The organism is Coriobacteriia bacterium, from assembly GCA_003149935.1.
GTDB lineage: Bacteria > Actinomycetota > Coriobacteriia > Coriobacteriales > QAMH01 > QAMH01.
This window is the reverse complement of the sequence record QAMH01000004.1, coordinates 48,481-71,003: the sequence shown is the minus strand read 5'-3', so window position 1 is coordinate 71,003 and position 22,523 is coordinate 48,481. Positions and strand designations below refer to the sequence as shown.

The following is a 22,523-nucleotide window of genomic DNA, read 5'->3' as shown; positions in this document are numbered from 1 at the left end:
TTCAATAACTGAATACTGCCAGCTTAGTCGGGTTCAGGAGCATGTTGCGAAGCCCGATGAGCAGAAGCGCGAAAAAGGCGAGGCGGTCTTGCGAGGACTGTCTGAGCGCGCAGTTCTTGCGCGCGAGTTCCGCAGCGGCCTCGCCTTTTTCGTGCTTCGGGTGCGAATCATTGGCAAGCAACATGCTCCTGAACCCGTCCCCTACCGCTGATTCGCCAAGTCGTCGAGCTCCGTCTTGAGCGCGTCGAGGAAGCGATCGTTTTCCTCGGGAGTGCCCACCGTCACGCGCAGACAACCAGCCAGGTGATTCTCCCCCGACACGTTGCGCACGAGCACCGAATGCTTCTCGTCCAGGTCGTTCCAGGTGCGCACCGCAAACGGAAGCTTGAGCATCACGAAGTTAGCCTCGCTCGGATACACCGTGACCTTGTCGAGCTGCGAGAGCGCCGCAATGAGGCGATCGCGCTCGACGCGTGTCTGCGCAATACCCTCTGCAAACAGCTCACGATGACGCACGACCTCCTCGCCCACGATTTGGCTGATCGCATCGACCGAATAGGGCTGGCGCACCTTCTTGAACTCGTTGATCACGCTCGGATTGCCGAGGAAATACCCCAGGCGGATACCCGCACAGCGGTACGCCTTCGAGAAAGTATGCAGGATGAGCAGGTTCTCGTACTCGTCGAGCAGCTTGGCCGCGCTCTCATCCGCAAACTCGCCGTATGCCTCGTCCACGAGCACGAGCGCATCACTCGCGTCCAGAATGCGACGAATGTCCTCGAGCGGCGTCAGCGTACCCGTCGGATTGTTCGGGTTCGTGATGACGACGATGTCGATGTCGCCCTTGGCCAGGCGCTCGCAGGCGCGATCCACGTCAATGGACCAGTCATCCTGGCTGCGCGGCAGGTTGATAACCTGCGTGTTCGTGAGCACCGCGTTCGTTTCGTACGCAGAGAACGTGGGTGGAAAAGTCAAGAGCGCGCGGTCCGGGCCTCCCCAGGCGGCAAAGATATCGTAGAGAAGCTCGTCACCACCATTGCCAACGAGCACGTTAGCCGCCTTGAGGCCATGCCATTCGGCGATCGCAACGCGCAGCGCATTGGCGAGCGGGTCGGGGTAGCGGTTGAAGTCGAGCGTGCGCATGCGCTCGATAACCGCTTCAAGCACCTCATCAGGCACGTTGAGCGGGCTCTCGTTTGCAGAAAGCAATGTATTGCTTTTCTTGTACTTGGGGTCGTAGGGAAGCATCCCCACGAGCGCGTCGGCGCTACGCCGCACCTCTCTCATGCGCGTCTACTCCTCGCCATGGTCATGGTCGCAACCGCAACCGCATTCGTGCTCTTCGTCTTCGCCAGCCAACTGGTCGGTCACGTACTCCATGAACTTGAGACGCAGGTCAACCGAGCGCCCGTGCGCCCAGAGCCCCTCGCGAGCTGCCATGGTCATGACGGCGTCAGCGTCAGCCTCGAGCGCATCGAAGGAATAGCTCAGTACCGAAGAGCGCTTCACGAAGTCATCGACCGAAAGCGGGCTCGAGAACGCGGCGGTGCCGCCGGTCGGCAGCGTGTGATTGGGGCCTGCAGCATAATCGCCCACGGCCTCGGGCGTCCAGGGGCCGAGGAAGATGGCGCCGGCATTGCGTACCGCCCCCAGAAGCTCCCATGGGTCAGACATGTTGATCTCGAGGTGCTCAGGCGCGATCACGTTGACCGTCTCGAAGACCTGCGTAAGCGTCTTGCAGACGACGACGAGCCCATGTTCGAGCGATGCCTCGGTGATCTCGCGACGCGGAGACTGCTCGAGCAGCGTCTCGAGCGCGGCGTCGACGTCATCGAGCATGCCCTCCTCGGTCGTGATTAAGTAACATGTTGCCTTTGGGTCATGTTCGGCCTGCGCCATGAGGTCGATGGCGATGAACTCGGGCACGGCGCTCTCATCGGCCACCACGCACACCTCGGAGGGACCGGCGATCATGTCGATACCAACGTCGCCGTTGACAAGCTTCTTGGCAGCCGCAACGAACGCATTACCCGGCCCGGTCACCTTATCGACCTTGGGAATCGTTTCGGTGCCATAGGCCATCGCGGCGATGGCCTGGGCCCCGCCCACCTTGAAGATGCGGTCCACACCAGCCACAGACGCGGCGGCGAGCGTGTAGGGATTGACCGTGCCGTCCTTGGACGGCGGCGTGCACATGATGATTTCGTCCACGCCGGCTACAGATGCCGGAATCGCGTTCATGAGCACGGTCGAGGGGTACTGGGCGCGACCGCCGGGCACGTAGATGCCCGCACGCTCGAGGGCCGTGAAGCGCTGGCCGGTGATGGCACCGTCGTCACGCGTCGTGAACCACGACTGCTGCAGCTGACGCTGGTGGAAATCGGCGATCTGGTCGGCCGCATATTCGATCGAGCGCAGGAACTCCTCGTCCACTGTCTCGAGCGCAGAGTCGATTTCCTCCTCGCTCACCTCGAGCTCCTCGAGCGTCACGCCGTCGAAACGCTCCGAATACGCACGCAGGGCCGTATCACCCTCGCGATGCACGGTGTCGACGATGTCGGTGGCCGCCTTGAGCGCCTCGGCATCGAATGCGCTGTCCCTCTCGAGCAGTGACGCATCGAAGCTCTGCCCCTCTTCCAGTACGATCGTCCTCATCTTCCGTCCTTCCCTCGTCAAAACGAGTCTTTTGTCCACAATATGAGACAGCGTGCCAGGCACGTTGTCTCAACTCAAGCTCACGTCACGATCACGCGTCAGGTCCTCGAGTCGCGCCGCCAGTTCGCGCACACGCGCATCGGTGCGCACAGATGCGGAATTTGCGATGAAACGCGCGGTTGACGAAAGCACCTCGTCAACGATACGCAGGTTGTTCTCACGCAGCGTCGTGCCCGTCGCCGTGATGTCGACGATGCGATCGGCCATGCCCACAAGCGGCGCGAGCTCGATATTGCCATGCATCTTGATGACATCGACCTGCACGCCCTTCTTCTCGAAGAACGAGCGCGTGATGTTGGGGTACTTCGTGGCGATGCGCAGCACCCCGAGGCGCTCGTAATTCTCCTCGGCAATGCCACGGCGCTCCTCGGGCTCGGCCACGATGAAGCGGCAGTATCCGAACTTGAGGTCCACGAGCTCCATGACCGAAAGCCCTGCTTCGACGAGCGTGTCCTTGCCGCAAATGCCACAGTCGGCTCCGCCGTAGGTGACGAAGACCGGGGCATCCGTCGGCCGCACGATGATGAAGTCGACGCCGGGGTTCGAGATGATAAGGCGCCTACCCGGATCGGCCAGGCCCGTCGTGTCCAGGCCCGCCTCGGTCAGCAGCTCCACCGCGTCGCCGAAGAGCGAGCCCTTCGACACGGCGATGCGCAAGTTCCTCTGCTCCATGCTACTCACCACCCAACTCGACGCGAATGCCCTGCTCGCGCAACTCGGCAGCACGGGCGAAGAGCTCATAGGGATCATCGCCACGCAGCGTTTCCTGTGCGCGCGTATCCGGTGGCGTAGCACCTTGGGCCTCGATGGCGGCCAGGACGCGCTCCAGGCCGATGGCAAAGCCAGCAGCCGGCTCATTGCGCCCAAAGGCCGCAAGCGTGGTGTCGTAGCGTCCGCCACTTGCAAGCGAAGCCGGTACTTGCGGCGCGTACGCCTTGAAGACGAGGCCGGTGTAGTAGTCGAAGGACGAGACAATCGAAAAATCGACGATGAGCTTGCCATTTCGCGTATTGGCGATAACCAGCTCGTAGGTCCTCTCGAGCTCGTCGAGCCCATCGACGCAGCCGAGCGGCTCGCAAATCGCACGGCAGGCCTCGAATGCCTCCGCCCCGCCGCGTATGCGTGCGAGCTGGGCGATAGCCTTCCCGTACGTTGGCTTGACGCCATCGGCGCAGCTGAGCGCGTCCACGGCGACCATGTCGGACTTGTGGAAGGCGCGCAGCACCTGGTCACGCCACACGTCATCGTCGCATGCCGAGCGCACGAGCGCGTTGAGCACGCCGACCGTGCCTATGGCCACGGTGAAGTCACGCACGCCAGCCGCCGCGAGCGCCTCCATGCACACGCTCAGAACCTCGGCGTCGGCGATATAGCCCGCGCGTCCGATGAACTCGATGCCCAGCTGCGTGAACTGACGTTCCTGGCCATATGTGGACGCACACTCGGTGAAGACGGGCTCGCTATAGTAAAAGCGGAACGGACCGGGTTTCTCGCGCAGGCGCGTCGCGGCCAAACGCGCCACGGGAATGGTCACATCCGGACGCAACACGACGAGGTTGCTGTCACTGTCGAAGAAGCGAAATGGCGCTTCGGCACTCGTCGTAAACTGTGCGGCCGTGTTATCGAGGCTACGCGCCTCATCGAGCACGGCGGCAAGCTCAACGGCCGGCGTCTCGATGGGCTGATAGCCCCACAGCTCAAACTGCCTGCAAACGACATCGCTCGTCGAGCGTCGCCATGCCGCTTCGGTGGGCAGCACGTCGCGAAAGCCGCGCGGCGTTTTGGGAATCATCGTGCGTTCTCCTTCAAATCGCGTGATTGCACACTATAGCGCAACATCCATCACTCTATCACAGTAGAGTGATGGAGTATACCTATTATTTCTGCAGCTTGTTATACCTCGATGATGTTGCACGAGGACACGATGCGGCAGAGTTCATCCTCGGCCGCTTCGCTCAGCAGCACGGCGCTCGTTCCCTCAATCGCGACATCGGGCACACGCTGCGCTTTGTCGCTAAGCTCGGACGGAACCTCGACATCGACATCGCCCGACACGAGCATGCGCTCGATATGCCCAAGCTCGGCCTGGCACACCTCAAGCAGGCGGCCCATGGCGTCCTTGGTGCTGACGCCGTCGGGGACGACGCATACCGAAAGCTTGTCTTTGCTGCCGTACACGAGCACGATGCCGGACGTCCCGCGCGAGCCCGTGTTGACGATGAGCTGTGGCTTATCGGCGCCGAGTATGTCGATGGCAAGCAAGTTGCAGATGACATCGCCGCCCACCTCCGCGGCAAGACACGGCACGAAGTAGGCTTGTCCGACGGCAATCGAGTTCGATCCGGCGAGCATGTACTCGACATCGCGGCCGAACTCCCCCAGCTCCTCCTCGAGGTCATGTAGAAGCTCGGGCTGCTCGAGACCGGCAACCTTGCTTTCCATGGCTGTCGTGCCACTCACAACGGCAACGTTAATCTTTGAAAGCGAGACATGCGCTTGCTCGGCAAGCTCATCGAGCACATCAGCCAGCGTATTCTTGAGCTTTGTGCCCGAAAGCGAGGCAAAGTCACCTGATTTTTGCAGCGTGGCGAGCAACTCGTTTGTCTGGAGATCGTAGATGCGGCAGATGACGAAACTCGTGCCGACATATGCGGCAACACCGTAACCCGACCCAGCACCTTCATCGGAAGAGAGAAAGCGTTCGAGGGCATCCGAGCACTCGATCGACTGAAACACCTTGTCTGTCTTCCCCGCTTCTTCCATATGATCTAGTTTAATAATATGTGTGTTAGCAGCGGCAAATACATGCAAAAAATCGGTTTACGCGTATTATTCTCCGATGAATGACATAGGCAACCTTTATCACTTTTTAGAAAGTTCCTTGAGCTCGTCATGATGCTCCATCACCAAGCGCGTGCCGGCATCCGCGCGATGCGGCAACGTGCACGCAGAACAATCCTTGACACCGGCATCGGTATAGGTGAAATCCCCACCACAACGCGGTCCGAGCGCATAGAGAGGACAGTAGCAAAACAGGCAATTGAACTCGTCCGGGGCAATGCCCTCGTGACAGGGAAAGTACTCACACGACTCGTGCGAGAAGAACGGATACTCATATGCCGGCTTGTCGTCCATGCGTCGCAGTCTACCAGACGAAAGTCGCCGGGGCACATTTGTCTGGTCCGCGAGGTAAGCCACGCCTCCCCTGTCATTTCGACCGGAGCGGCCGTCAGGCCGCGGAGTGGAGAAATCTCCCCCGTGCGCTAGAATGAGAACTCGCACCCCTACCCAGAATGGAGATAAACCCGATGCAATGTCTCGACCAAACACGCGAACGCATCCTTGCCGCCGTATCCGCCGTCAAAGAGAGCACGCCGCTTGCGGGCTCCATTACCAATTACGTAACCGTCGACTTTGTCGCAAACGCGCAGCTTGCGGCTGGTGGATCTGCCGCGATGGTCTATCTGCCCGATGAGGGCGAAGCCCTGGGTGCGCAATCCGGGGCATTCTACATCAACGTGGGCACACTCCTACCCTCCCACGAAGAGGCAATGTGCCGTACCGCAACCGCCCTATGCGAACATGAAACGCCTTGGGTACTCGATCCCGTCGGCATTGGCCTGGGCGAGGTGCGCGGACACATCCTTGCGCATATGAAGGAACACACGCCCACCATCATTCGCTGTAACGCCTCCGAAGCCATCGCGCTCGCTAAGCTCTGGGGACTCGAAGGTAACTATGCAACCAGTGGCGTTAAGGGCGTCGACTCCACCGACAGCGTCGATGGCGCTCGTGACGCTGCCATCGCACTCGCTCGCCACATCAAAGGCGCTGTCGCCGTATCCGGGCCCATCGATCTCATCACCGATGGGAAGCTTGTTGCCCATTCCCAAGGCGGGTCACCTCTCATGGAGAAAGTGACCGGCTTCGGCTGTGCACTCGGAGGCGTTGCCGCCGTATATGCCGCCTGTGCCGACCCCTTTACCGCAGCCCTTACCGCAAGCGCGGCCTTCAACCTCGCCGCAATCCGAGCAGCCGCTCACACGGACGCACCCGCAAGCTTCAAGGTCGCATTCCTCGACGAGCTGTATCGCGCCACACCCGAAGACATCGCCGCCAATCCCCTGACCCTCGAGGAGGCCTAGCATGAACGCGCTTGTTGCCGTCGCCATCGCGCCCTTCGGCGAAGGCGAGGAGCTATCCGAATACGTGGCCGAAGTCATACGCGTCATCCGCGATTCGGAACTCCCCTCGCGTACCAATTCGATGTTTACCGAGATCGAAGGTGAATATGACGAGGTCATGCGAGTCGTAAAGGACGCGACCTTCGTCCTGGCGGAGCGCGGCATTCGCACCGAAGTCATCCTCAAGGCTGACATCCGTCCTGGTCACACAAATACCATGACGAGCAAGGTCGCCAAAATCGACGCTATCCTCGACTAAGGAAGGCGAACGCGCATGCCCCAGACCGAAGTCCCCATCGAGCGCCGCTTTCACGGCTCGGTCAACCTCGTAATTCTGCACCTGCGCCGTGTCGCGCAGTCAAACGACATTGACGCCGGTCTTGCCGCTGCACGGCGCCTGCGCATGTTCGATGCCGATAACGAGGCTTTCGTGCGTCGCATGCTCGCCCTCGACGAGGCCCTGCAATCGGGCGGGGAGCTCCCCGAGCCCATCACGCCCGCACTCGCCGACGAGCTTCAGGCCTGCGCCCTGCGCCTCAACGCTGCCGACCCAGCGTAAAGCCGCTCTTGCAGGCCTACCGCACGCCGTACCAGGCGGTACCTTCGTCCTGCCATCCCAAGCTTAGGAGATTCTCCTTCTCGACGGCGCTTGACGTATAGTTATGGTTGTTCGCGTAGGCGTTGGGGTTGTACTGGCGATCCAGGCGCACGGATCCACCCGAGTACCAGCCCACGCCTTCGTCGTTCCAGCCCACGCTGATGAGATTGTCTCGCTCCACGACGCTCGTCGTGTAATGGTGCTCGCCACCGTACTGATTGTAGAGACGGTAGACCGGGTCTCCGGCGGCAGGCGCCACCCAGCCCACACCCTCATCGTTCCAACCGACGCTCACGCAGTTGTCACGCTCGACGGTGCTCGAGGTGTAGAAGTGCTCGCCGCTGTTGGGATTGTACAGGCGGAACATGGTGACAGGATCGAGAACCGTACCCGACGTGTTGCCGCTCACGCTAAAGCTGGCGCTCGCCGTTCCCGTGGCAAACACGAGATCGATCGTGTGCGTCCCGTTGTCAATCGTCTCCAGATACGAGGGCTTGAGCGTGACGAGCGTCGATCCCTCGTCATCGCGCTGCTCATAGTTGCCGCGGGCGATGATCTTGCCGTCCACGCGCACGCACGAGAGGTCGGCGAGCTTGCCCGTCGAACGGAACGCCGCGCCGCCCATGGAACCATGCGCCCAGTTTTGACCGTCACCATAGCTGATGATGGGACCCGGTGTGGAAGGACGGTACTTCACGTACACGTCGGCCATGTTGTTTCGCTCGTCGGCAATCTGGCGAGCGGTGAAGGTCTTGGAGGTGGCACCAGAGAGCCAGGTTGCCGTGGGCAGCGAAGTCCCCAAACCGCCACTGCCCTGGAAGGTCCAGCCATCGCCCACGCTCACACGCTCGAGAGCAGGACAACCGTAGAACAGCGAGGATCCGCGATCGCAACCAGTCGAAACCCGGAAGCCGGAGATGTCGATGGACTTGACCGAAGAGCACCCGTAGAACATGTCGCGCATGTTCGTCAGGCTATCGGTCTTGAACGCGGAAAGGTCGAGGTCGGTGAGCGACGAGCAGTCGCGGAACATGTTCCACATCTCGGTCACGTTCTTCGTATCGAATCCCGAGACGTCCACCGAAGCGAGCGACGAACAACCGCGGAACATCTCGAACATCTGCTTTGCCGCCGTCGTCTTGAAACCGCTCAGGTTGAGCGAGGTCAAAGCCGAACATCCGTAGAACATGCGATCCATGACGACAACCTTCGAGGTGTCGATATAACGCAGATCGAGGCTCTTGAGCCCCGTGCAGCCGTAGAACATGTACTTGATGTCCGTGACGTTATTGAAATTGAAGTTGGGCATGGTGAACGAGGCAAGCGAGGTGCAGCCGTCAAACATGCCACCTGCATAGCGAACCTTGGAAGTGTCGAGGTTGGCGATGTTGACGTTCGTGAGGTTCTTGCAATTGTAGAACAGGCCCGTCATCGTGTTGTTGCCCCTGACACCGGGGGCGATATAGACGGACGTGATGCTATCGCGCCTGGGATACCACGGGGCGTTCGACTCCGCCGCACCGCTCACGACGCCACTATGAAAGTTGTAGTGGATATCCCCAAGGTCGCCACCACTGGCACTGCCATCCGGTTCGATGACGAGACGTCCCGAGGATTCGAGTCTCCAGTTACAGGTACCAAAATGTCCCTGGGCAACATTTGCCTGGGCCACGAGACCCGCGTCAGCATCGGATGCCACGGCCTCCTGGGCCGCGGGCTCCTCGACCTGAGCGGTCTGCGCCCATGCGGTCAACGGCATGAACGAAACGGCGAGTGCGATTGCCAGAAACACACCCGCGACGCGCTTTGCGATTAAAGCCCCATATGACGTTGCCATAAAAGGCCCCTTTCCTCGTATGAACAGGCGCGATGCGCCATTCGCTACAACGTGGTCAACAGTATAGACACCGCATCTTACAACACGAGAACGCAAGCATGGAAATCCTCTGTCATTTCGGGCAAAGCCATAGGAACCCAAGCTGACTCGGAGGTTCAAGTTGACTTGGCTCGGCGAAACGTGCCCCAAACGGCAATTCTCGTCAGCATACCTCTAGTAATCGTTAGCGGCCTCCGACTCCATCCATGCGCGCTCGAAGGCCGCATACTCGCCAGCGGCGATAGCTTCGCGGGCACGTCGCATGAGATCGAGCAGGAAGTGCACGTTATGAATCGAGAGCAGAATCCCGCCAAGCATCTCGTCCATCTTCACGAGGTGTCGAATGTAGGCGCGGGTGTGGTTGCGACAGGTCGGGCACGTGCATTGCTCGTCGAGCGGACCAAAGTCACGCGCATATTTGGCGTTACGCATGTTCATGCGACCCGTGCTCGAAAACGCCGTGCCCATGCGCCCCGTGCGAGTGGGCAGCACGCAATCGAACATGTCGACGCCCAAGGCCACCGCGCGCACGAGGGTCGTGGGGTTGCCCACGCCCATGAGGTAGCGCGGCTTGTTTGCCGGCAGCGCAGCCGTGACCGTGCCCAGCTGCGCGAGCATGAGTTCGTGATCCTCGCCCACGGAGTATCCGCCGATGCCGTAGCCCGGCAGATCAAGCTCGCTTACACGCTGGGCGCTCTCGAGACGCAGGTCCTCGAAGACGCCACCCTGCACGATGCCGAACAGTGCCTGGTCCTCGCGCGTATGTGCCGCCTTGCACCGGGCCGCCCAGCTCGCCGAACGCTCCACGGCCGCGGCGACCTCCTCTTTGGTCGCCGGGTAATGCGTACACTGGTCGAGCTGCATGATGATGTCGGCGCCAATGGCCTCTTGCACACGCATGTTGTCCTCGGGCGTCCAGCGGTGCTTGGAGCCATCCACGATGGAGCGGAAGTTCACGCCATCGGCATCGAGCTCGAGGGTATCGGCAAGCGAGAAGATCTGGAAACCGCCGCTGTCGGTGAGCACGGGATGGTCCCAATGCATGAAGCCGTGAATGCCTCCAGCCTCGCGAATGATGTCGATACCCGGCCTCAAATACAGATGATAGGTGTTGGCGAGGATGATCTGCGCGTGCAGATCCTCGAGCTGGGGATTGGTGATGCCCTTGACAGTTGCCTGCGTGCCCACGGGCATGAAGATCGGCGTCTGGACGTCACCATGGGGCGTGTGCAGGCAGCCCAGGCGCGCCGCGCATACGGGGTCAGTCGCTATCAGATCGTATTCGAACACGTAATACTCCTTGTCTTGCTTATGACATGTTGAGGAGCATCGCCTCGACGGTCGCTTCCCGACAGCCCGCTTCGCGGTCTTTACGGCGCGCTCCCTTAGACCTCGGCTTAGCTCCTCAACATGTCATCTGCCGTCATCTCGACAGCGTTCTACGCAGTCCCATCGACACGCTCTCCGAGAACTTGGCGGCGCCCCTTCCCGTGCCATCTATCAGCTCCTCTACAGCAGCAGCATCGCATCGCCGAAGCTGAAGAACCGGTAACCCTCGGTCTTGGCAGTCTCGTAAGCATCCATGATCGTCTCGCGTCCCGAAAACGCGCTCACGAGCATCATGAGCGTGCTTCTGGGCACATGGAAATTGGTGATGATGGCGTCGCATACCTTGAACTCGTAACCTGGCAGGATGTAGAGACTCGTGGCCGCCCGCGTGCACGGTTCGAGCGCACCGCCAGCCGCCGCGCTCTCGAGCGAGCGCACCGATGTCGTGCCCACGGCAATGACCCGGCCGCCGCGTGCCTTGGCTTCCTTGATCGCCCGCACCGTCTTGGGTGGAACGGTGTAGAGCTCGGTATGCATCTCGTGGTCGAGCGGATCGTCCTCCGATACGATTCGGAAGGTATCGAGCCCCACCTCCAAATGCACGCTCGCAATATCAACGCCGGCGGTTTTCAGCTCATCCAGAAGCCCAACCGTAAAATGCAGACCGGCTGTCGGTGCCGCAGCGCTTCGCTCCTCGGTCGAGTAAACGGTCTGGTAGAACTCGTCATCACCGGCGTATTCCTTGATATAGGGCGGTAGCGGTGTATGGCCCACCAAATGAATGGCTTCGTCGACGCTCATGGCCCCCGGCGTCGTAAAGCGCACCGACCGCGAACCATTCGCCTCGTCGATTCCCATGACCTCGCCCTCGAGCACGACTTCGCCGTCATGCTCGAACTCCATGCGCGCGCATGTCTTGAGGCGTTTGCCGGGCTTGACCAGGCAATTCCAGGTCTGCTCATCAGCGGTATCAGGCGCATCTGCCACCTTGTCGAGCAACAATGCCTCGGCTGCTCCGCCCGTACCCTTCTTATGACCAAGCAAGCGAGCCGGCAGCACGCGCGTCTCATTCACGACGAGCAGGTCACCCGGATGCAGATACTCCCCGATATCGCGAAAGACGCGATGTTCGAGGATTCCATCGCGGCTCACAACCATGAGCTTGCAGGAATCACGCGGAATGGCCGGCTGCTGCGCTATGAACTTTTCGGGTAATTCGTAATCAAAATCTTCGGTCTTCATCGACACCCTCAAAATGAGACAGTTGCTCAGAGTAACTGTCTCATTAATTGCTTCTACCAATACGTGACGGGCAAGGCGAGCGTAACGTTCGTCGTGTCCAGATAGCTATACTACCACGCCGACCGTTCCCACAGCCTATTTGCCACTCGCGACGATGAGCCTTTCGCACTCGTATCCGTAGGGGCACGTTATCTCCTCCACGACCTCGATGCATACCTGCCCTTCGGCATCGTACATGAGATCGCGCTTGTGATTCACAAACCAGAAGACGGTGTCGATTACAACCATCACGGCGTTGATGATGTAGAAGATTAGGACGAAGGAGATGGTCTCGGCGGTGAGCTTCGAGAGGATTCCGCAGGCATAGGCAAAGAGCGCGAAGACCAGGAACATAAGGCTCTTTCCCTTGGAGGTCTTCCCGCGAATGTCCTTGACGATATTCATGGGCCAGGAGAGCCCGAAGCCTATGAGAAACAACATCTCGAATATGCTCGATATCGTAATCATGAAAGGTCTCCGTCCGTAGCGTCGTGCGTCAGTATGGCACGTATGACACCGTCTCGCAGCCGGGCATTCAGCTCACACAACTAGCGGGAGCCACTCCCGCCTCCGTCTTCCGCACCTACCGGTTTGGCAGTGGCCATGCCGGGCCTTGGGGGCAGTGGACGCCCGCATTCGTCGCAGTGCATCGCATCGCTGGCGTTCCGATGCCCACAAGCGGGGCATGTTCCCATTACGAGCATGGGCTTAGGCGTTCCCGTGCATTTTCCGCACCCGACGCAAGCGTATCCGCAAGACATGGTTTCTCCTCGTTTCCCGTAAGAGACAAGCGACCCGGGGGCATCAAGCCCTCGGGCCGCGAAGTTCCTCGAAGTCCGCAAAGGTGATGCCGGGCGCGCCATTGCCAGAGGAGGGAACACGCCCGACATCATGAGGAAAGGGACTACAACTTATTCGGCATTGCTTGTATCGCACTTCTTCTCAGCAAGAGCTTCGGCTTCTTCGAGCTCACGAATCTCGACGACGGCTTTATCGTCTTTGACGAAGATGAGGACGACGATAGCGGCGATGAGCATGAGCGGAGCACAAATGAACTGCGAATTGGCAAACCAACCGAGCACGGCGACGCTCGTGGAAGCGAGGAACGCAAGACACTGTGCAATACCAGTAACGAGCGCCATGACCATCAGGGCCATGTCGCATTTCATCGAGTCCGTGCAAAGCAGCGGCGTAATGCCTCGAGTGTAGGTTGGGATGAACGAGGCGCAGATGCCCATGATGATGCAGAAGGCCCATGCACTGGAGGCGTCCTTGCCCGGCGTGAAGGCCAGGAAGAAGAAAATCAGGGCGCCGATGATATAGAAGACCACAAGGGACTTCTTGCGAATGGGGAACTTGTCGGATATGACACCTGCGACGATTCCCAATGGAATGGTGATGATGGCAAGCCAGTTCGGCAGCATGGAGGCGTCGAACATGCTCATGCCTTTCTCCTCCATCAGGAAGGTCGGATACATGCCGTTAATATTGACGACGTAGACGTATACCCAGATGAGGAAGATACCGCAGACGACAAAGCCCGAAGCCGGGAATTGCTTGCCGTGCTTCGCCTCGACATCGGCATTGCCCGCAACAATCGTGTTCTCGTTCTTCGCGGGCATCTTCACGAACACGACAAGCCCGATGAGAGCGATAACCTCTAGGATCAACGTCGCGAGCCAGATATTCTGCCATGCGCCAGTCGCATCGAATATAACCGGAGCCGTAAAGAACGCGATGATGGTTCCGCAGGGAATCCACTGTGACCAGATGCCAACGGCCATACCCATCTGCTTGCGTGGGAAGAGCCTCGGCAAGATATTGGGACCACAAACGCAAATTAGGCCATAGGCAACGCCCTCAATAGCACGTCCAGTAAAGAAAATGGCAGCGTTATCACCGGCTAGCCAGCTAATGAGGGTACCGATGATCATGATGATGCAGGATGCCACGACCATGAATTTGACACCGACCTTGCGCATGACAAGCGCGCCAATGGGCGCGAAGATGACGGCGGCAATCGAATAGAAGGTCATGATGAGTCCGATCATGGCGGCATCGATTCCCAGGGCGGAACCTAGCACGGGCATAATCGGAGATGCCTTGAAGAGGTTGCATGAGGCCGTGAAGCCGAACAGAAAAAGCGCGGCAAAGGCGAGCCAGCGCTCCGTATTGGTGGTCTGCCTATCCAGAACACCATATTTCACGATTGACATTATCCCTCCCATAAGACCAGTTGTTTCCATGATTGGGTGCCCTCCGGCGTCCCACCCAAGACGCCGGAGGCATTTCGTACTTACTTACCGAGGGCAAACAGGACGTAGTCCTTGTGCTCCTTGGCTTTCTCGGCCATCTCATCGATGGGGCCGAATTCGATGCACTGCGCCTGGCAATGCTGCACGCAGGTGGGCGGTTTGCCCAGGGAGCGCCTGTGTGCGCAGGTGTCGCACACGGAGTTGGGGGCGGCAAGATAGCCAAACTGCCAGTCATCGCCACCCTCCTCGAGGGGCCAGTGGCCCATGTCGTGGACCATGATGCCAGTCTGTCCTACGGGCAAGCCGTGCTCCATCTGGCAAGCGATCTCGCAGGAGTGGCAACCCGTGCACCACTGGTAATCGATGAGCATTCCGTACTTCGCCCTCGTTCGGGCGTTGAGCTCAGCTGGAGTTTGCATAGCGCACCTCTCTTCTCGTACGGGGCGCAGGCCGACGCCTCGGTTCGCGCCCCGTGGTTCGTCTTGATCTCGTTGCGGCTATTCCGCTTCGGCCTTGGCGGCATCACGCTTGGCGACCAGGGCGTTGCGCTGATCGACCAAGTCCTGGATCGCCTCGACACCCTTACCGTCGAGAGCCTGCGAATGCTCGCCTTCCTCGCCGGTCAGGAAGGCCCCGTTGGTGTCGTCTTCCGGCGTCACCTTGTAGAGCTTGACCAGCGTGGTCTTGTAGTTGGAACCGAATCCGGCCTTGCCGGGAATGCCCGGAAGCAGGTTATTGACGTTGAGGTCATGCGTGTCATAGAGCTTCTCGGGGTCGCCTTCCGGATGCCACCAGGCATGGTCGCAGGCAATGACCTTGGGGTTGGTGTAGATGTTCGTGACGACGACCTTTGACTTGCAGCGGCCGTACACGTTCTCGATCCAGACCCAGTCGCCATCGACCAAACCGTACTCTTCCGCCGTCTTGGGGTTCATGTAGACGTTGGCTTCCTTCTTGAGGTTGCGCATGCGCTTGACCTGACGATGCTCCGAATGGAACAGCGACCAGGGACGGGCGCCGGTGGTAAGTACCAGCGGATACTCGTCGAGCAGCTCGGGCGTGGAGTTGGGACCTGGCACCGGCTCCTCGAAGTAGGGCAACGGGTCCATGCCGGCGCTATTGTAGAACGTCGACCACAGCTCGATGCGTCCCGTCGGCGTGCCAAAGCCCGGCTGTCCGTCGGCGCGCAGGCGGCCCGTCTCGTAACGCTTGTAGCTGAACGGCAAGTAGATGGGGCCTTTCTCCCGAACGTCCTGGAAGCTGTAGGGCGTCTGCGCCTCGAGCATGGCGCTGAACATCTCGTCGACGTTTTCCCAGGGCCATGCCTCCGGGTTGAAGCGCTTGCCGAGCAGAAGGTTGATCTCCATGTCGGACTTGCACTCGCCCACCTGGCACACCTTGTTGATGACCTCGCCGCGCTGCACGCCGTCACCGACGCGGATACCGTCGCGCTCGGGGAAGGTCGCCGCTGGGAGCACCACGTCGGACGTCGCCATGATGGTCGGCGTCATGAACAGGTCGACCGACACGTTGAAATCGCAGTTCATGAGACCGGCGTAGGTCTCCTGCGGGTCGGCGGACATGCAGGACAGCGTGTTGTTCTGCTGCAGCCACGTGGCATGGATCTTGTAAGGCTCGCCGGTCACCATGGTGTGGCGCAGCTCGTCGGGCTGGGCGATCTGGAAACCGAAGTTGAGCAGTGGATACATGTCCAGACCGATGCGCTTCTTCCACGTCTCTTCGGGGCAAAGCTCGCGACCCCAGCCGCCGGCGTAGTTGAGAATCTCGGGTGGAGCGATGATGCCGCCAGGCACGTCGACGTTACCCGTGATCTGGAAGCATGCGGCGATTGCCTGGGAAGCCGGCAGGGCCTCCTTGGTCATGTCGACCGCGACGCCCCACTGCATGGTGGCGGGCTTGCTGTTGGCCAGAAGACGGGCAGCCGCGACGATCTTCTCCTCGGGAATCCAGGTGATATCCGCGACCCGGGACGGCGTGTATTCCTGCACGCGCTCTGCGAGCTCGTCAAAGCCGTAGGTCCAACGGTCGACGAAGTCATGATCGTAGAGGTCCTCGTTGATGATGATGTTAAGGAAGCCCAAGGCGAGCGCCGCGTCGGTGCCGGGACGGATGGGAAGGTGAATCTTGGCATGGGACGACAGCCAGGTGACCTTGGGGTCGATCATGACGACTTCCATACCGCGCTTCATGAGGTCGACAACCCAGTGGCCGTAAAAACCATCGGAATTCGCGCGCAGGGGATAGTTGCCCCAGATGAACATCGTCTCAGGGACCTTGTATTCGGGATTGTCGTAGCGATCGGCGAACTGCTGCGAGCAGTCGGCAACCCAGAACGAGCCGGCCGTGGCAGCCATGCCGGCGACGCGCGGCAGGTAGCAGGCGCAGCCCGACAGGAACAGCACGTAGTTGGGCGAGCCGAACGACCAGCACAGACGCGTGATGTAGGCGGCGATATCACGACCGGTACCCTGGCCGAAGACGACGGACTCGGCGCCGTACTTCTCCTTGATATCGAGGAAGGTCGTCGCCACCAGGTCGATGGCCTCTTCCCAACTGATGCGCTCCCACTTGTCCTTGCCACGGTCCTTGGGATCGCGCTTCATCGGATACAGGAGGCGATCCTTGTGGTAGGTCACCTCGGGAACGTCCAGGCAACGCACGCACAGGCGTCCGCGGTTGTAGGGGTTCTCGGGGTCGCCCTCGCACTTGACGAACTTGCCGTCCTTGTCCGTGTACAGCAGGACACCACAGCCATCGTGGCAGCCCGGGCCCGACCATGCGCTACCGCGGGTGACGGTCAAGCCGTCCTCCTCGTAACGCCAGGGGTGCTTGTGCGGGACTTCAACGTAGTCGCCGACGAGCTGCGTCGACACGCCACTGTTGTTGTAGCCCTCCACTCCATGTTCTGCCATAATCCTCACTCCTCTCTCCTTGCATGGCAATGTCTTGCCATGCTCCAGAAGCAGTTCATTGGAACTGCCTGACCCCAACAAAAAAGTCAGAGTTCTCTAATTGAGAGATTAGGAAGCGCGGTTTTCACATGGAACTCTCAATGTCGCCGCAGCGCCTGAAACCAACTTACAGCTCTTGCATGCTGTCAGGATGACGCGTCGGCGTATGCGCCTCCTCGGAGCGTATTTGTCACTTCCATCCATATGTCAGGAGCAATCAGACAAAACTGCTCTTTTGTCCAAACGTCACAAAAAGGCAATAAAGGCGAGTACATTAAAGAGGGGGAATTCGAAGAGGGGGCTATGATGAATGAGGTCTTTGGGTTCAATCTGAACGAAACTCGACTCGCCGTTGTGAACGCCTTTGAGAAGCTGCTGAAGGAGAAGCCCTTCGACGAGATTTCCGTGACCCAGATCTGCAACGAAGCGAGCATATCGCGCGCCACTTTCTACTACCATTTCAAGGACAAATGGGACATATGCCAGTGGCACTACGGCGCCATCGCCGAGCATTTCCTCTTCCAGACGGGGCGCACCCTCAACTGGTTCCAAGCAAACTTCCTCAACACGACCGCATTTGCCGAGCATGACACGCTCTATCGATGGGGTTTCGGCATGGAGGGTTATCAATCGCTCTTCGAACACGCCAAGCGCCGACGTATCCAGACGCTGCGCGAGACCATCGTCGACTACAAGCATGAAAAGCTCGATCCGGAGCTGGAATTCCAGATCGTGGCATTGGCAGATGCCGAAGTCGGCGGTGTCACGCACTGGTTCGTCGGAAACATGCCGTACAGCATAGAGACCCTATGCAGGTATCTTGACGACGCCGTTCCACGAAGGCTTTACAACTTGCTGAACGAGCCGGCTGATGACACCATCTCTCGTCTCTTCAGCCTATAGCGGTCGCTCCCGACGTCCTTTCGCGATTGTGTTGATTTTGGGGTCGTTCGCCGCAGAATTGGTCAATCTGACATGTGGCCCATCTAGTTGTACTAGCATGCTTTGAAATCCCACACATTGGTTTGGAGTTACACGTGAAGGTCCTCGGGAACATCCTCAAGGGGATATTCGTCATCATCTCGGTCATTTGCATCGCGTTTTCCGCGTTCTTCGTCTACAGCGCCGTGAGCGGCAACACTGGCCCCATCGACAAACTCGAGCGTGGGCTTTCGACGCTAGCGCATGTCACGGGCGTGAGCACACCAGCGGGCTCGACGAGCACCGTCGGCATGCTCACGCAGGACTTCGGCCTCTCGACGAGCCAGGCGGCAACCGTCATCGACATCGCCGACCAGCTCGGCGTCAACACCGATGACCCCGCTGCCGTAAGCGGTTTCGTCGCCAAGAACATCGGCAACAAGGACGAGATCCAGGACATCGCCGCCATGTACCAGGCGGGCGAGATATCGGAATCCCAGGCCAAGTCCATGCTCAAGGACATCGTCAATGTCTAGCGGCACACGCATGCTTCTGCACGCCTGCTGCGGGCCGTGTTCGCTTGAGCCTACCCGCATTTTCGCGCAAGAAGACGTCGAGTTCTCAATCCACTACGCCAACTCGAACATCTTTCCACCCGAGGAATACGAACACCGTCTCTCCACGCTCAGAGAGCATGTATGCGATCCGCAGGATATCGAGCTCATCGAGGGTGATTACGATCCGAGCGCCTGGGAGCGCGAGGTCGCCGTATACGGCACCGACCGCGAAGCTCGCTGCCGTGCCTGCTACCGACTGCGCTTCGAGGAGACGGCTCGCGAGGCCAAAAAGCGAGGCTTCGACACGATCTCAACGACGCTCACCATCAGCCCGTACCAACTGACGGACGTCATCCTCGAGGAGCTCGAGGCGGCGGCTGCACGTCACGGACTCAACGTCGATGCGCGTGACTTCCGCGACCGCTACCAAGAGGCAACACGGATCAGCCGAGAGAAGGGCATGTACCGCCAGAACTACTGCGGTTGTCGCTTTTCCATCGCCGAAGCACAGGCACAGCGCGAAGCCGCCAAGATGCAACGTGACCAGGAGAAGCACATCCGCCACGTGGCGTTGCTTTGCATGGCCGCCGAGGGCGTTCGTACCCAGAAATAGCATGAGAGCGAACAGGCAAGCCCTGCTTGTCTAAAACCAGCGGCGACTTCACCTGGCATGTTTCGCGAGATACGGCACGCAAATACGTCGCTTTTGGCAAGTTAAGCGGCCATTGGTACGCCTACTTGCCATTTATGTACCAGAAGAGCGCATCCTTGCCAGCGCGCATGCAACCGAGACAGATATCCCCCATCGGGTGCGCTCCCTCCCCGCTAAACGAAAAGGGCCCCGCTTGCGCGGAGCCCTTTAGGCGTCAGTATGAATCGAGAACTTAAGCCTTGGTGACGTTGCTCGCCTGCAGCTTGCCGTTCTGGCCCGTCGTCACCTCGAAGTTGACTTTGTCGCCCTCGTCAAGAGTCTTGAAGCCGTCCATCTGAATCTCGGAGAAATGCACGAACAGATCGTCGCCATCCTCACGAGAGATGAAGCCGTAGCCCTTGTCGGGATTGAACCACTTAACCGTACCTTCAGCCATTTGAAACGCCTTTCGTTTGGCTCCGTTAGGAGCTCCAATACACGCAAACCGGGCGGCCAAGCCCAAGCAAGCGCTTAAAACACGTGCCAATCACGTTATCTACATTCTAGAATAATTATATTCTCGCCACAAGAAAAACATTGCCCCAGAAGAAAGCCGTTACCTGCACGAGTTCGGCGCAGACGTGGCCATGGCAGAGGCTACCACCCGCACAAGCTAGCCCGCGATTTCGACTTCCTGCACCATCTCGTTCTTGATCTTGCCCACGAGATTCTGAAGCGCGTCAATCACGTTGGGGCGAATGTCGCCACCGATGAGCACATACATGATGTCGTCACCCACGGATAGCGTACCCTCGTTGAGCCATACGCGCACGTACTCGATGCCCGGCCACGTAAGTGCTTCCTTCACGGCAGCATCCACAGCAGCGGCATCATAGCTGAAGTTCATGCCCGTAACCTTCGTGCCGTCATCGACACCCTCGCGCACGAGCTTCTTGGGCAGCTCGCGTACCGTGCCGTTATGCGCCAGGTACATGCCGCAGCGCGGTGCGCTCTCGTCAGCCTTTGCCTCGGCGAGCCACTGGTCCATGGACGGTGATTCCTTCATCGATTCCTCCTCACAAATGGGACATTGCCCCATTATCCTCACGAGCGCAGAATTTTGAGCAGAGTGTACCACAGCGGGTTGCCACACAATGCGCCCCTATGGCCAGATAGCCAGCATCCCAATCCCACAAACGCAAAAGGGGCTGCCAAAAGCAGCCCCTTAAGTCAACCCCATCCCCTGCCGGTAGGATGAACCCACCCTGTAAGGTGGGCTCCCACACTGGGCGTTCCAGCTTCCCCACCGTCGTAACGAGGGATACCTTTCCGACCCAAGATCTCGGGATCCCATAGAATTGCCATCGGTCCATCGCAATAAGCCGGGTCAGAGGATGAAGCACTACGTACTATACATACTACCTACGGCAAGAAACAGTCTTGACATTCGCCCGTTGCCTTTTCCCCATTAAGCCAACACAAGCGTCGGAAGGTCTGGCCTTCTACACGTCCTTGACTTCGATCTTGAGCTCACCGGGAACGGTCGCGCTTTCATGCGCCATCCGCATGCGCTCGGAAAGCTTCTCATCACCCAGCGAATCGACGAGCTCCTCGGAATCGCGGCCCATCTCGGCATCTGCATGCGAGACGTTTCCGTCGTCGGGCACCACGGTGACATAGCTGATGCCGCGCTTCTGATCTGCCTTGGCTTGCAGAAACAGCAGCACAAAGCCTACGATGCCGGCAACCGTCGACGCAACCAGAATCGAGAGCTTGGCCTCGGTGATGAGCATCGCATCCGCATAGGCGAGGTTTGCCACGAAAATGGCCATCGTGAAGCCGACGCCGCCGAGCACCGACGCACCAAACATGTGACGCCAGGTCACGAACTCGGGCAGCTGCGCAATCTTCGTCTTAATCGTGATGAAGCTGAATAACATGATGCCAATGGGCTTGCCAAACATCAAGCCGCAGAACACGCCGAGCACGACCGGCGAAGACGTGACCATCGCGAGGTCGAGCCCCGTCACCGCGACGCCGGCGTTGGTCAACGCAAACAGGGGCAAGATGAGGAAGTACACCCACGGATAGAGTTTGTGCTCAAGACGCGTGGCCGGGGGCACCGCCTGCTTGGATATCTTGCTCAGGCTCGAGACCGTGGTGATGTAGTCCTTCTGCGCCACGAGCGGCGTCTCGTCGCCCTCGTAAAAGCTGTTGGCCATGCGCAGGCGCTTGTTGGACCAGTCGAAGAAGTTGTCGAGGTTGACGCGCGAACCCGACGGAATGGCAAACGCGAGCAGCACACCGGCAATCGTCGAGTGAATGCCCGAAGAGAACACGCAGAACCACAGCACGCAGCCCACGAGCACGTAGGGTACAAGCGAATAGACGTGCATGCGGTTCATGACGATGAGCGCGACGAAGACGACGGCGGCAGCAGCCAGCCAGAACAGATCGGGGCTCTCGCCGTAGAAGATCGCAATGACGAGAATGGCGATGATGTCGTCTGCGACAGCCAGCGTCGAGAGGAACACGCGCACGCCGTTGGGCACGCGGCTCCCCAGAAGCGACAGGATGCCGAGGGCAAAGGCGATGTCGGTCGCGGTCGGCACGCCCCAGCCCATGAACGCCTCGGGGTGCGTCGCGTTGAACGCAAGGTAGATGCCGATGGGCGCGAGCACGCCGCCCAACGCGCCGAGAATCGGCAGGATGGCCTGGCGGATGTTGGTGAGCTCGCCGGCCGTCATCTCGTACTTGATCTCGAGGCCGACGAGCAGGAAGAACACGGCCATGAAGATGTCGTTGATGATGTGCGCAAACGACATCTCGCCATGAAAAGGCCCTATGCCGACGAAGACTTGCGTGTGCCAGAACTCGAGGAAGGGCCCGTGCGCGGGCGTGTTGGCAACGATGAGTGCGATGATGGCAGCCACGAGCATGATGGCCGCGGCCTTCGTGGACGAGTGCGTGAACTGGATGAGCTGGCGCAGTCGCTTGTTGCGACCTTGCACCTCAGCGATGAACAGCCCGTCGGGGTCGGGATTATCGGGACCGGGGATGATGGGCGTGTCGGAGAAGTCCTCGCGCGCGTCGGTATCTTCATGTTGGTTGGTCATGCGAAGCTCCGTTTTCTATCGTATAGAGCGGATGGTCCGCTGGCCATCCCACCCGTCATTTCGACCGGAAGGCGCGTAGCGCTCCCCT

General features: G+C 59.6%; 23 protein-coding genes. 6 read left to right on the top strand and 17 right to left on the bottom strand.

Going from position 1 to position 22,523, the window contains the following annotated elements; genetic code table 11:
- Position 1: 1 nt before the first annotated feature.
- The 7 genes from DBY20_00990 to DBY20_00960 form a co-directional block, all read right to left on the bottom strand.
- Positions 2–184, bottom strand: coding sequence for a hypothetical protein (locus DBY20_00990; GenBank protein PWL79827.1), 183 nt, complete (start codon positions 182–184; stop codon positions 2–4).
- A 17-nt stretch (positions 185–201) separates the two neighbouring features.
- Positions 202–1,287, bottom strand: a complete 1,086-nt coding sequence (gene hisC / locus DBY20_00985; GenBank protein PWL79826.1) for a histidinol-phosphate transaminase — start codon at positions 1,285–1,287, stop codon at positions 202–204.
- A gap of 6 nt (positions 1,288–1,293) precedes the next feature.
- On the bottom strand, positions 1,294–2,655 hold the full coding sequence (gene hisD / locus DBY20_00980) for a histidinol dehydrogenase (GenBank protein ID PWL79825.1): 1,362 nt from the start codon (positions 2,653–2,655) through the stop codon (positions 1,294–1,296).
- A 69-nt stretch (positions 2,656–2,724) separates the two neighbouring features.
- A complete protein-coding gene (locus tag DBY20_00975; GenBank protein PWL79824.1) occupies positions 2,725–3,573 on the bottom strand; it encodes an ATP phosphoribosyltransferase in 849 nt (282 codons plus the stop codon).
- Positions 3,389–4,507, bottom strand: a complete 1,119-nt coding sequence (locus DBY20_00970; GenBank protein ID PWL79823.1) for a hypothetical protein — start codon at positions 4,505–4,507, stop codon at positions 3,389–3,391. Before DBY20_00970 ends, DBY20_00975 begins: the two co-directional genes overlap by 185 nt.
- 101 nt (positions 4,508–4,608) lie before the next feature.
- Entirely contained in the window at positions 4,609–5,478 is an 870-nt protein-coding gene (locus DBY20_00965; GenBank protein PWL79822.1) for a hypothetical protein, read from the bottom strand.
- Between the two features lie 99 nt (positions 5,479–5,577).
- The gene (locus tag DBY20_00960; protein PWL79821.1) at positions 5,578–5,850 is read right to left on the bottom strand and encodes a metal-binding protein; all 273 of its coding nucleotides are present in this window, start codon (positions 5,848–5,850) and stop codon (positions 5,578–5,580) included.
- A 173-nt stretch (positions 5,851–6,023) separates the two neighbouring features.
- Here DBY20_00960 and DBY20_00955 point away from each other — a divergent pair, with 173 nt between their 5' ends.
- From DBY20_00955 to DBY20_00945, 3 genes are read left to right on the top strand one after another with little or no spacing between them, the layout of a single operon-like run.
- Positions 6,024–6,860 carry a hydroxyethylthiazole kinase gene (locus tag DBY20_00955; GenBank protein PWL79999.1) on the top strand — a complete coding sequence of 279 codons (837 nt, stop codon included), beginning with the start codon at positions 6,024–6,026 and terminating at the stop codon, positions 6,858–6,860.
- 1 nt (position 6,861) lies between these two features.
- The gene (locus DBY20_00950; protein PWL79820.1) at positions 6,862–7,158 is read left to right on the top strand and encodes a hypothetical protein; all 297 of its coding nucleotides are present in this window, start codon (positions 6,862–6,864) and stop codon (positions 7,156–7,158) included.
- Positions 7,159–7,173: 15 nt separating this feature from the next.
- Positions 7,174–7,458 (top strand): hypothetical protein, encoded by a 285-nt coding sequence (locus tag DBY20_00945; GenBank protein PWL79819.1) that lies wholly within the window; start codon positions 7,174–7,176, stop codon positions 7,456–7,458.
- Positions 7,459–7,474: 16 nt separating this feature from the next.
- Here the strand turns inward: DBY20_00945 and DBY20_00940 are convergent, their stop codons facing one another.
- From DBY20_00940 to DBY20_00910, 7 genes are all read right to left on the bottom strand, one after another.
- On the bottom strand, positions 7,475–9,334 hold the full coding sequence (locus tag DBY20_00940) for a hypothetical protein (protein ID PWL79818.1): 1,860 nt from the start codon (positions 9,332–9,334) through the stop codon (positions 7,475–7,477).
- A 213-nt stretch (positions 9,335–9,547) separates the two neighbouring features.
- The gene (locus DBY20_00935) at positions 9,548–10,663 is read right to left on the bottom strand and encodes a tRNA guanosine(34) transglycosylase Tgt (GenBank protein PWL79817.1); all 1,116 of its coding nucleotides are present in this window, start codon (positions 10,661–10,663) and stop codon (positions 9,548–9,550) included.
- A gap of 219 nt (positions 10,664–10,882) precedes the next feature.
- On the bottom strand, positions 10,883–11,944 hold the full coding sequence (locus tag DBY20_00930; protein ID PWL79816.1) for a tRNA preQ1(34) S-adenosylmethionine ribosyltransferase-isomerase QueA: 1,062 nt from the start codon (positions 11,942–11,944) through the stop codon (positions 10,883–10,885).
- Between the two features lie 135 nt (positions 11,945–12,079).
- Positions 12,080–12,451: a hypothetical protein gene (locus tag DBY20_00925; GenBank protein ID PWL79815.1), complete on the bottom strand. Its 372-nt coding sequence runs from the start codon at positions 12,449–12,451 to the stop codon at positions 12,080–12,082.
- A gap of 443 nt (positions 12,452–12,894) precedes the next feature.
- Positions 12,895–14,229, bottom strand: a complete 1,335-nt coding sequence (locus DBY20_00920) for a hypothetical protein (GenBank protein PWL79814.1) — start codon at positions 14,227–14,229, stop codon at positions 12,895–12,897.
- 50 nt (positions 14,230–14,279) lie between these two features.
- Positions 14,280–14,657: an oxidoreductase gene (locus DBY20_00915; protein PWL79813.1), complete on the bottom strand. Its 378-nt coding sequence runs from the start codon at positions 14,655–14,657 to the stop codon at positions 14,280–14,282.
- A gap of 78 nt (positions 14,658–14,735) precedes the next feature.
- The gene (locus DBY20_00910) at positions 14,736–17,171 is read right to left on the bottom strand and encodes a dehydrogenase (protein ID PWL79812.1); all 2,436 of its coding nucleotides are present in this window, start codon (positions 17,169–17,171) and stop codon (positions 14,736–14,738) included.
- Positions 17,172–17,414: 243 nt separating this feature from the next.
- Here DBY20_00910 and DBY20_00905 point away from each other — a divergent pair, with 243 nt between their 5' ends.
- From DBY20_00905 to DBY20_00895, 3 genes are all read left to right on the top strand, one after another.
- The gene (locus DBY20_00905) at positions 17,415–18,113 is read left to right on the top strand and encodes a hypothetical protein (GenBank protein PWL79811.1); all 699 of its coding nucleotides are present in this window, start codon (positions 17,415–17,417) and stop codon (positions 18,111–18,113) included.
- A gap of 134 nt (positions 18,114–18,247) precedes the next feature.
- A complete protein-coding gene (locus DBY20_00900; GenBank protein PWL79810.1) occupies positions 18,248–18,667 on the top strand; it encodes a hypothetical protein in 420 nt (139 codons plus the stop codon).
- Complete coding sequence (locus DBY20_00895; GenBank protein ID PWL79809.1) at positions 18,660–19,301, top strand: hypothetical protein; 642 nt, start codon at positions 18,660–18,662, stop codon at positions 19,299–19,301. The genes DBY20_00900 and DBY20_00895 overlap by 8 nt, the downstream gene beginning before the upstream one ends.
- A gap of 271 nt (positions 19,302–19,572) precedes the next feature.
- On the opposite strand, the gene DBY20_00890 is transcribed toward DBY20_00895, so the two are convergent.
- The 3 genes from DBY20_00890 to nhaA all read right to left on the bottom strand — a co-directional run bounded on the left by DBY20_00890 (position 19,573) and on the right by nhaA (position 22,435).
- Positions 19,573–19,776 carry a cold-shock protein gene (locus DBY20_00890; protein PWL79808.1) on the bottom strand — a complete coding sequence of 68 codons (204 nt, stop codon included), beginning with the start codon at positions 19,774–19,776 and terminating at the stop codon, positions 19,573–19,575.
- Positions 19,777–19,992: 216 nt separating this feature from the next.
- Positions 19,993–20,385, bottom strand: coding sequence for a molybdopterin biosynthesis protein (locus DBY20_00885; GenBank protein ID PWL79807.1), 393 nt, complete (start codon positions 20,383–20,385; stop codon positions 19,993–19,995).
- Between the two features lie 436 nt (positions 20,386–20,821).
- The gene (gene nhaA, locus DBY20_00880; GenBank protein ID PWL79806.1) at positions 20,822–22,435 is read right to left on the bottom strand and encodes a Na+/H+ antiporter NhaA; all 1,614 of its coding nucleotides are present in this window, start codon (positions 22,433–22,435) and stop codon (positions 20,822–20,824) included.
- Positions 22,436–22,523 lie beyond the last annotated feature (88 nt).

Bases quoted from the DNA above. Each gene is read 5' to 3' on its own strand.
- DBY20_00990 (PWL79827.1), bottom strand. From the start codon at position 184: ATGTTGCTTGCCAATGATTCGCACCCGAAGCACGAAAAAGGCGAGGCC.
- hisC (PWL79826.1), bottom strand. From the start codon at position 1,287: ATGAGAGAGGTGCGGCGTAGCGCCGACGCGCTCGTGGGGATGCTTCCC.
- hisD (PWL79825.1), bottom strand. From the start codon at position 2,655: ATGAGGACGATCGTACTGGAAGAGGGGCAGAGCTTCGATGCGTCACTG.
- DBY20_00975 (PWL79824.1), bottom strand. From the start codon at position 3,573: ATGAGCCGGCTGCTGGCTTTGCCATCGGCCTGGAGCGCGTCCTGGCCG.
- DBY20_00970 (PWL79823.1), bottom strand. From the start codon at position 4,507: ATGATTCCCAAAACGCCGCGCGGCTTTCGCGACGTGCTGCCCACCGAA.
- DBY20_00965 (PWL79822.1), bottom strand. From the start codon at position 5,478: ATGGAAGAAGCGGGGAAGACAGACAAGGTGTTTCAGTCGATCGAGTGC.
- DBY20_00960 (PWL79821.1), bottom strand. From the start codon at position 5,850: ATGGACGACAAGCCGGCATATGAGTATCCGTTCTTCTCGCACGAGTCG.
- DBY20_00955 (PWL79999.1), top strand. From the start codon at position 6,024: ATGCAATGTCTCGACCAAACACGCGAACGCATCCTTGCCGCCGTATCC.
- DBY20_00950 (PWL79820.1), top strand. From the start codon at position 6,862: ATGAACGCGCTTGTTGCCGTCGCCATCGCGCCCTTCGGCGAAGGCGAG.
- DBY20_00945 (PWL79819.1), top strand. From the start codon at position 7,174: ATGCCCCAGACCGAAGTCCCCATCGAGCGCCGCTTTCACGGCTCGGTC.
- DBY20_00940 (PWL79818.1), bottom strand. From the start codon at position 9,334: ATGGCAACGTCATATGGGGCTTTAATCGCAAAGCGCGTCGCGGGTGTG.
- DBY20_00930 (PWL79816.1), bottom strand. From the start codon at position 11,944: ATGAAGACCGAAGATTTTGATTACGAATTACCCGAAAAGTTCATAGCG.
- DBY20_00925 (PWL79815.1), bottom strand. From the start codon at position 12,451: ATGATTACGATATCGAGCATATTCGAGATGTTGTTTCTCATAGGCTTC.
- DBY20_00920 (PWL79814.1), bottom strand. From the start codon at position 14,229: ATGGAAACAACTGGTCTTATGGGAGGGATAATGTCAATCGTGAAATAT.
- DBY20_00915 (PWL79813.1), bottom strand. From the start codon at position 14,657: ATGCAAACTCCAGCTGAGCTCAACGCCCGAACGAGGGCGAAGTACGGA.
- DBY20_00910 (PWL79812.1), bottom strand. From the start codon at position 17,171: ATGGCAGAACATGGAGTGGAGGGCTACAACAACAGTGGCGTGTCGACG.
- DBY20_00905 (PWL79811.1), top strand. From the start codon at position 17,415: ATGTCAGGAGCAATCAGACAAAACTGCTCTTTTGTCCAAACGTCACAA.
- DBY20_00895 (PWL79809.1), top strand. From the start codon at position 18,660: ATGTCTAGCGGCACACGCATGCTTCTGCACGCCTGCTGCGGGCCGTGT.
- DBY20_00890 (PWL79808.1), bottom strand. From the start codon at position 19,776: ATGGCTGAAGGTACGGTTAAGTGGTTCAATCCCGACAAGGGCTACGGC.
- DBY20_00885 (PWL79807.1), bottom strand. From the start codon at position 20,385: ATGAAGGAATCACCGTCCATGGACCAGTGGCTCGCCGAGGCAAAGGCT.
- nhaA (PWL79806.1), bottom strand. From the start codon at position 22,435: ATGACCAACCAACATGAAGATACCGACGCGCGCGAGGACTTCTCCGAC.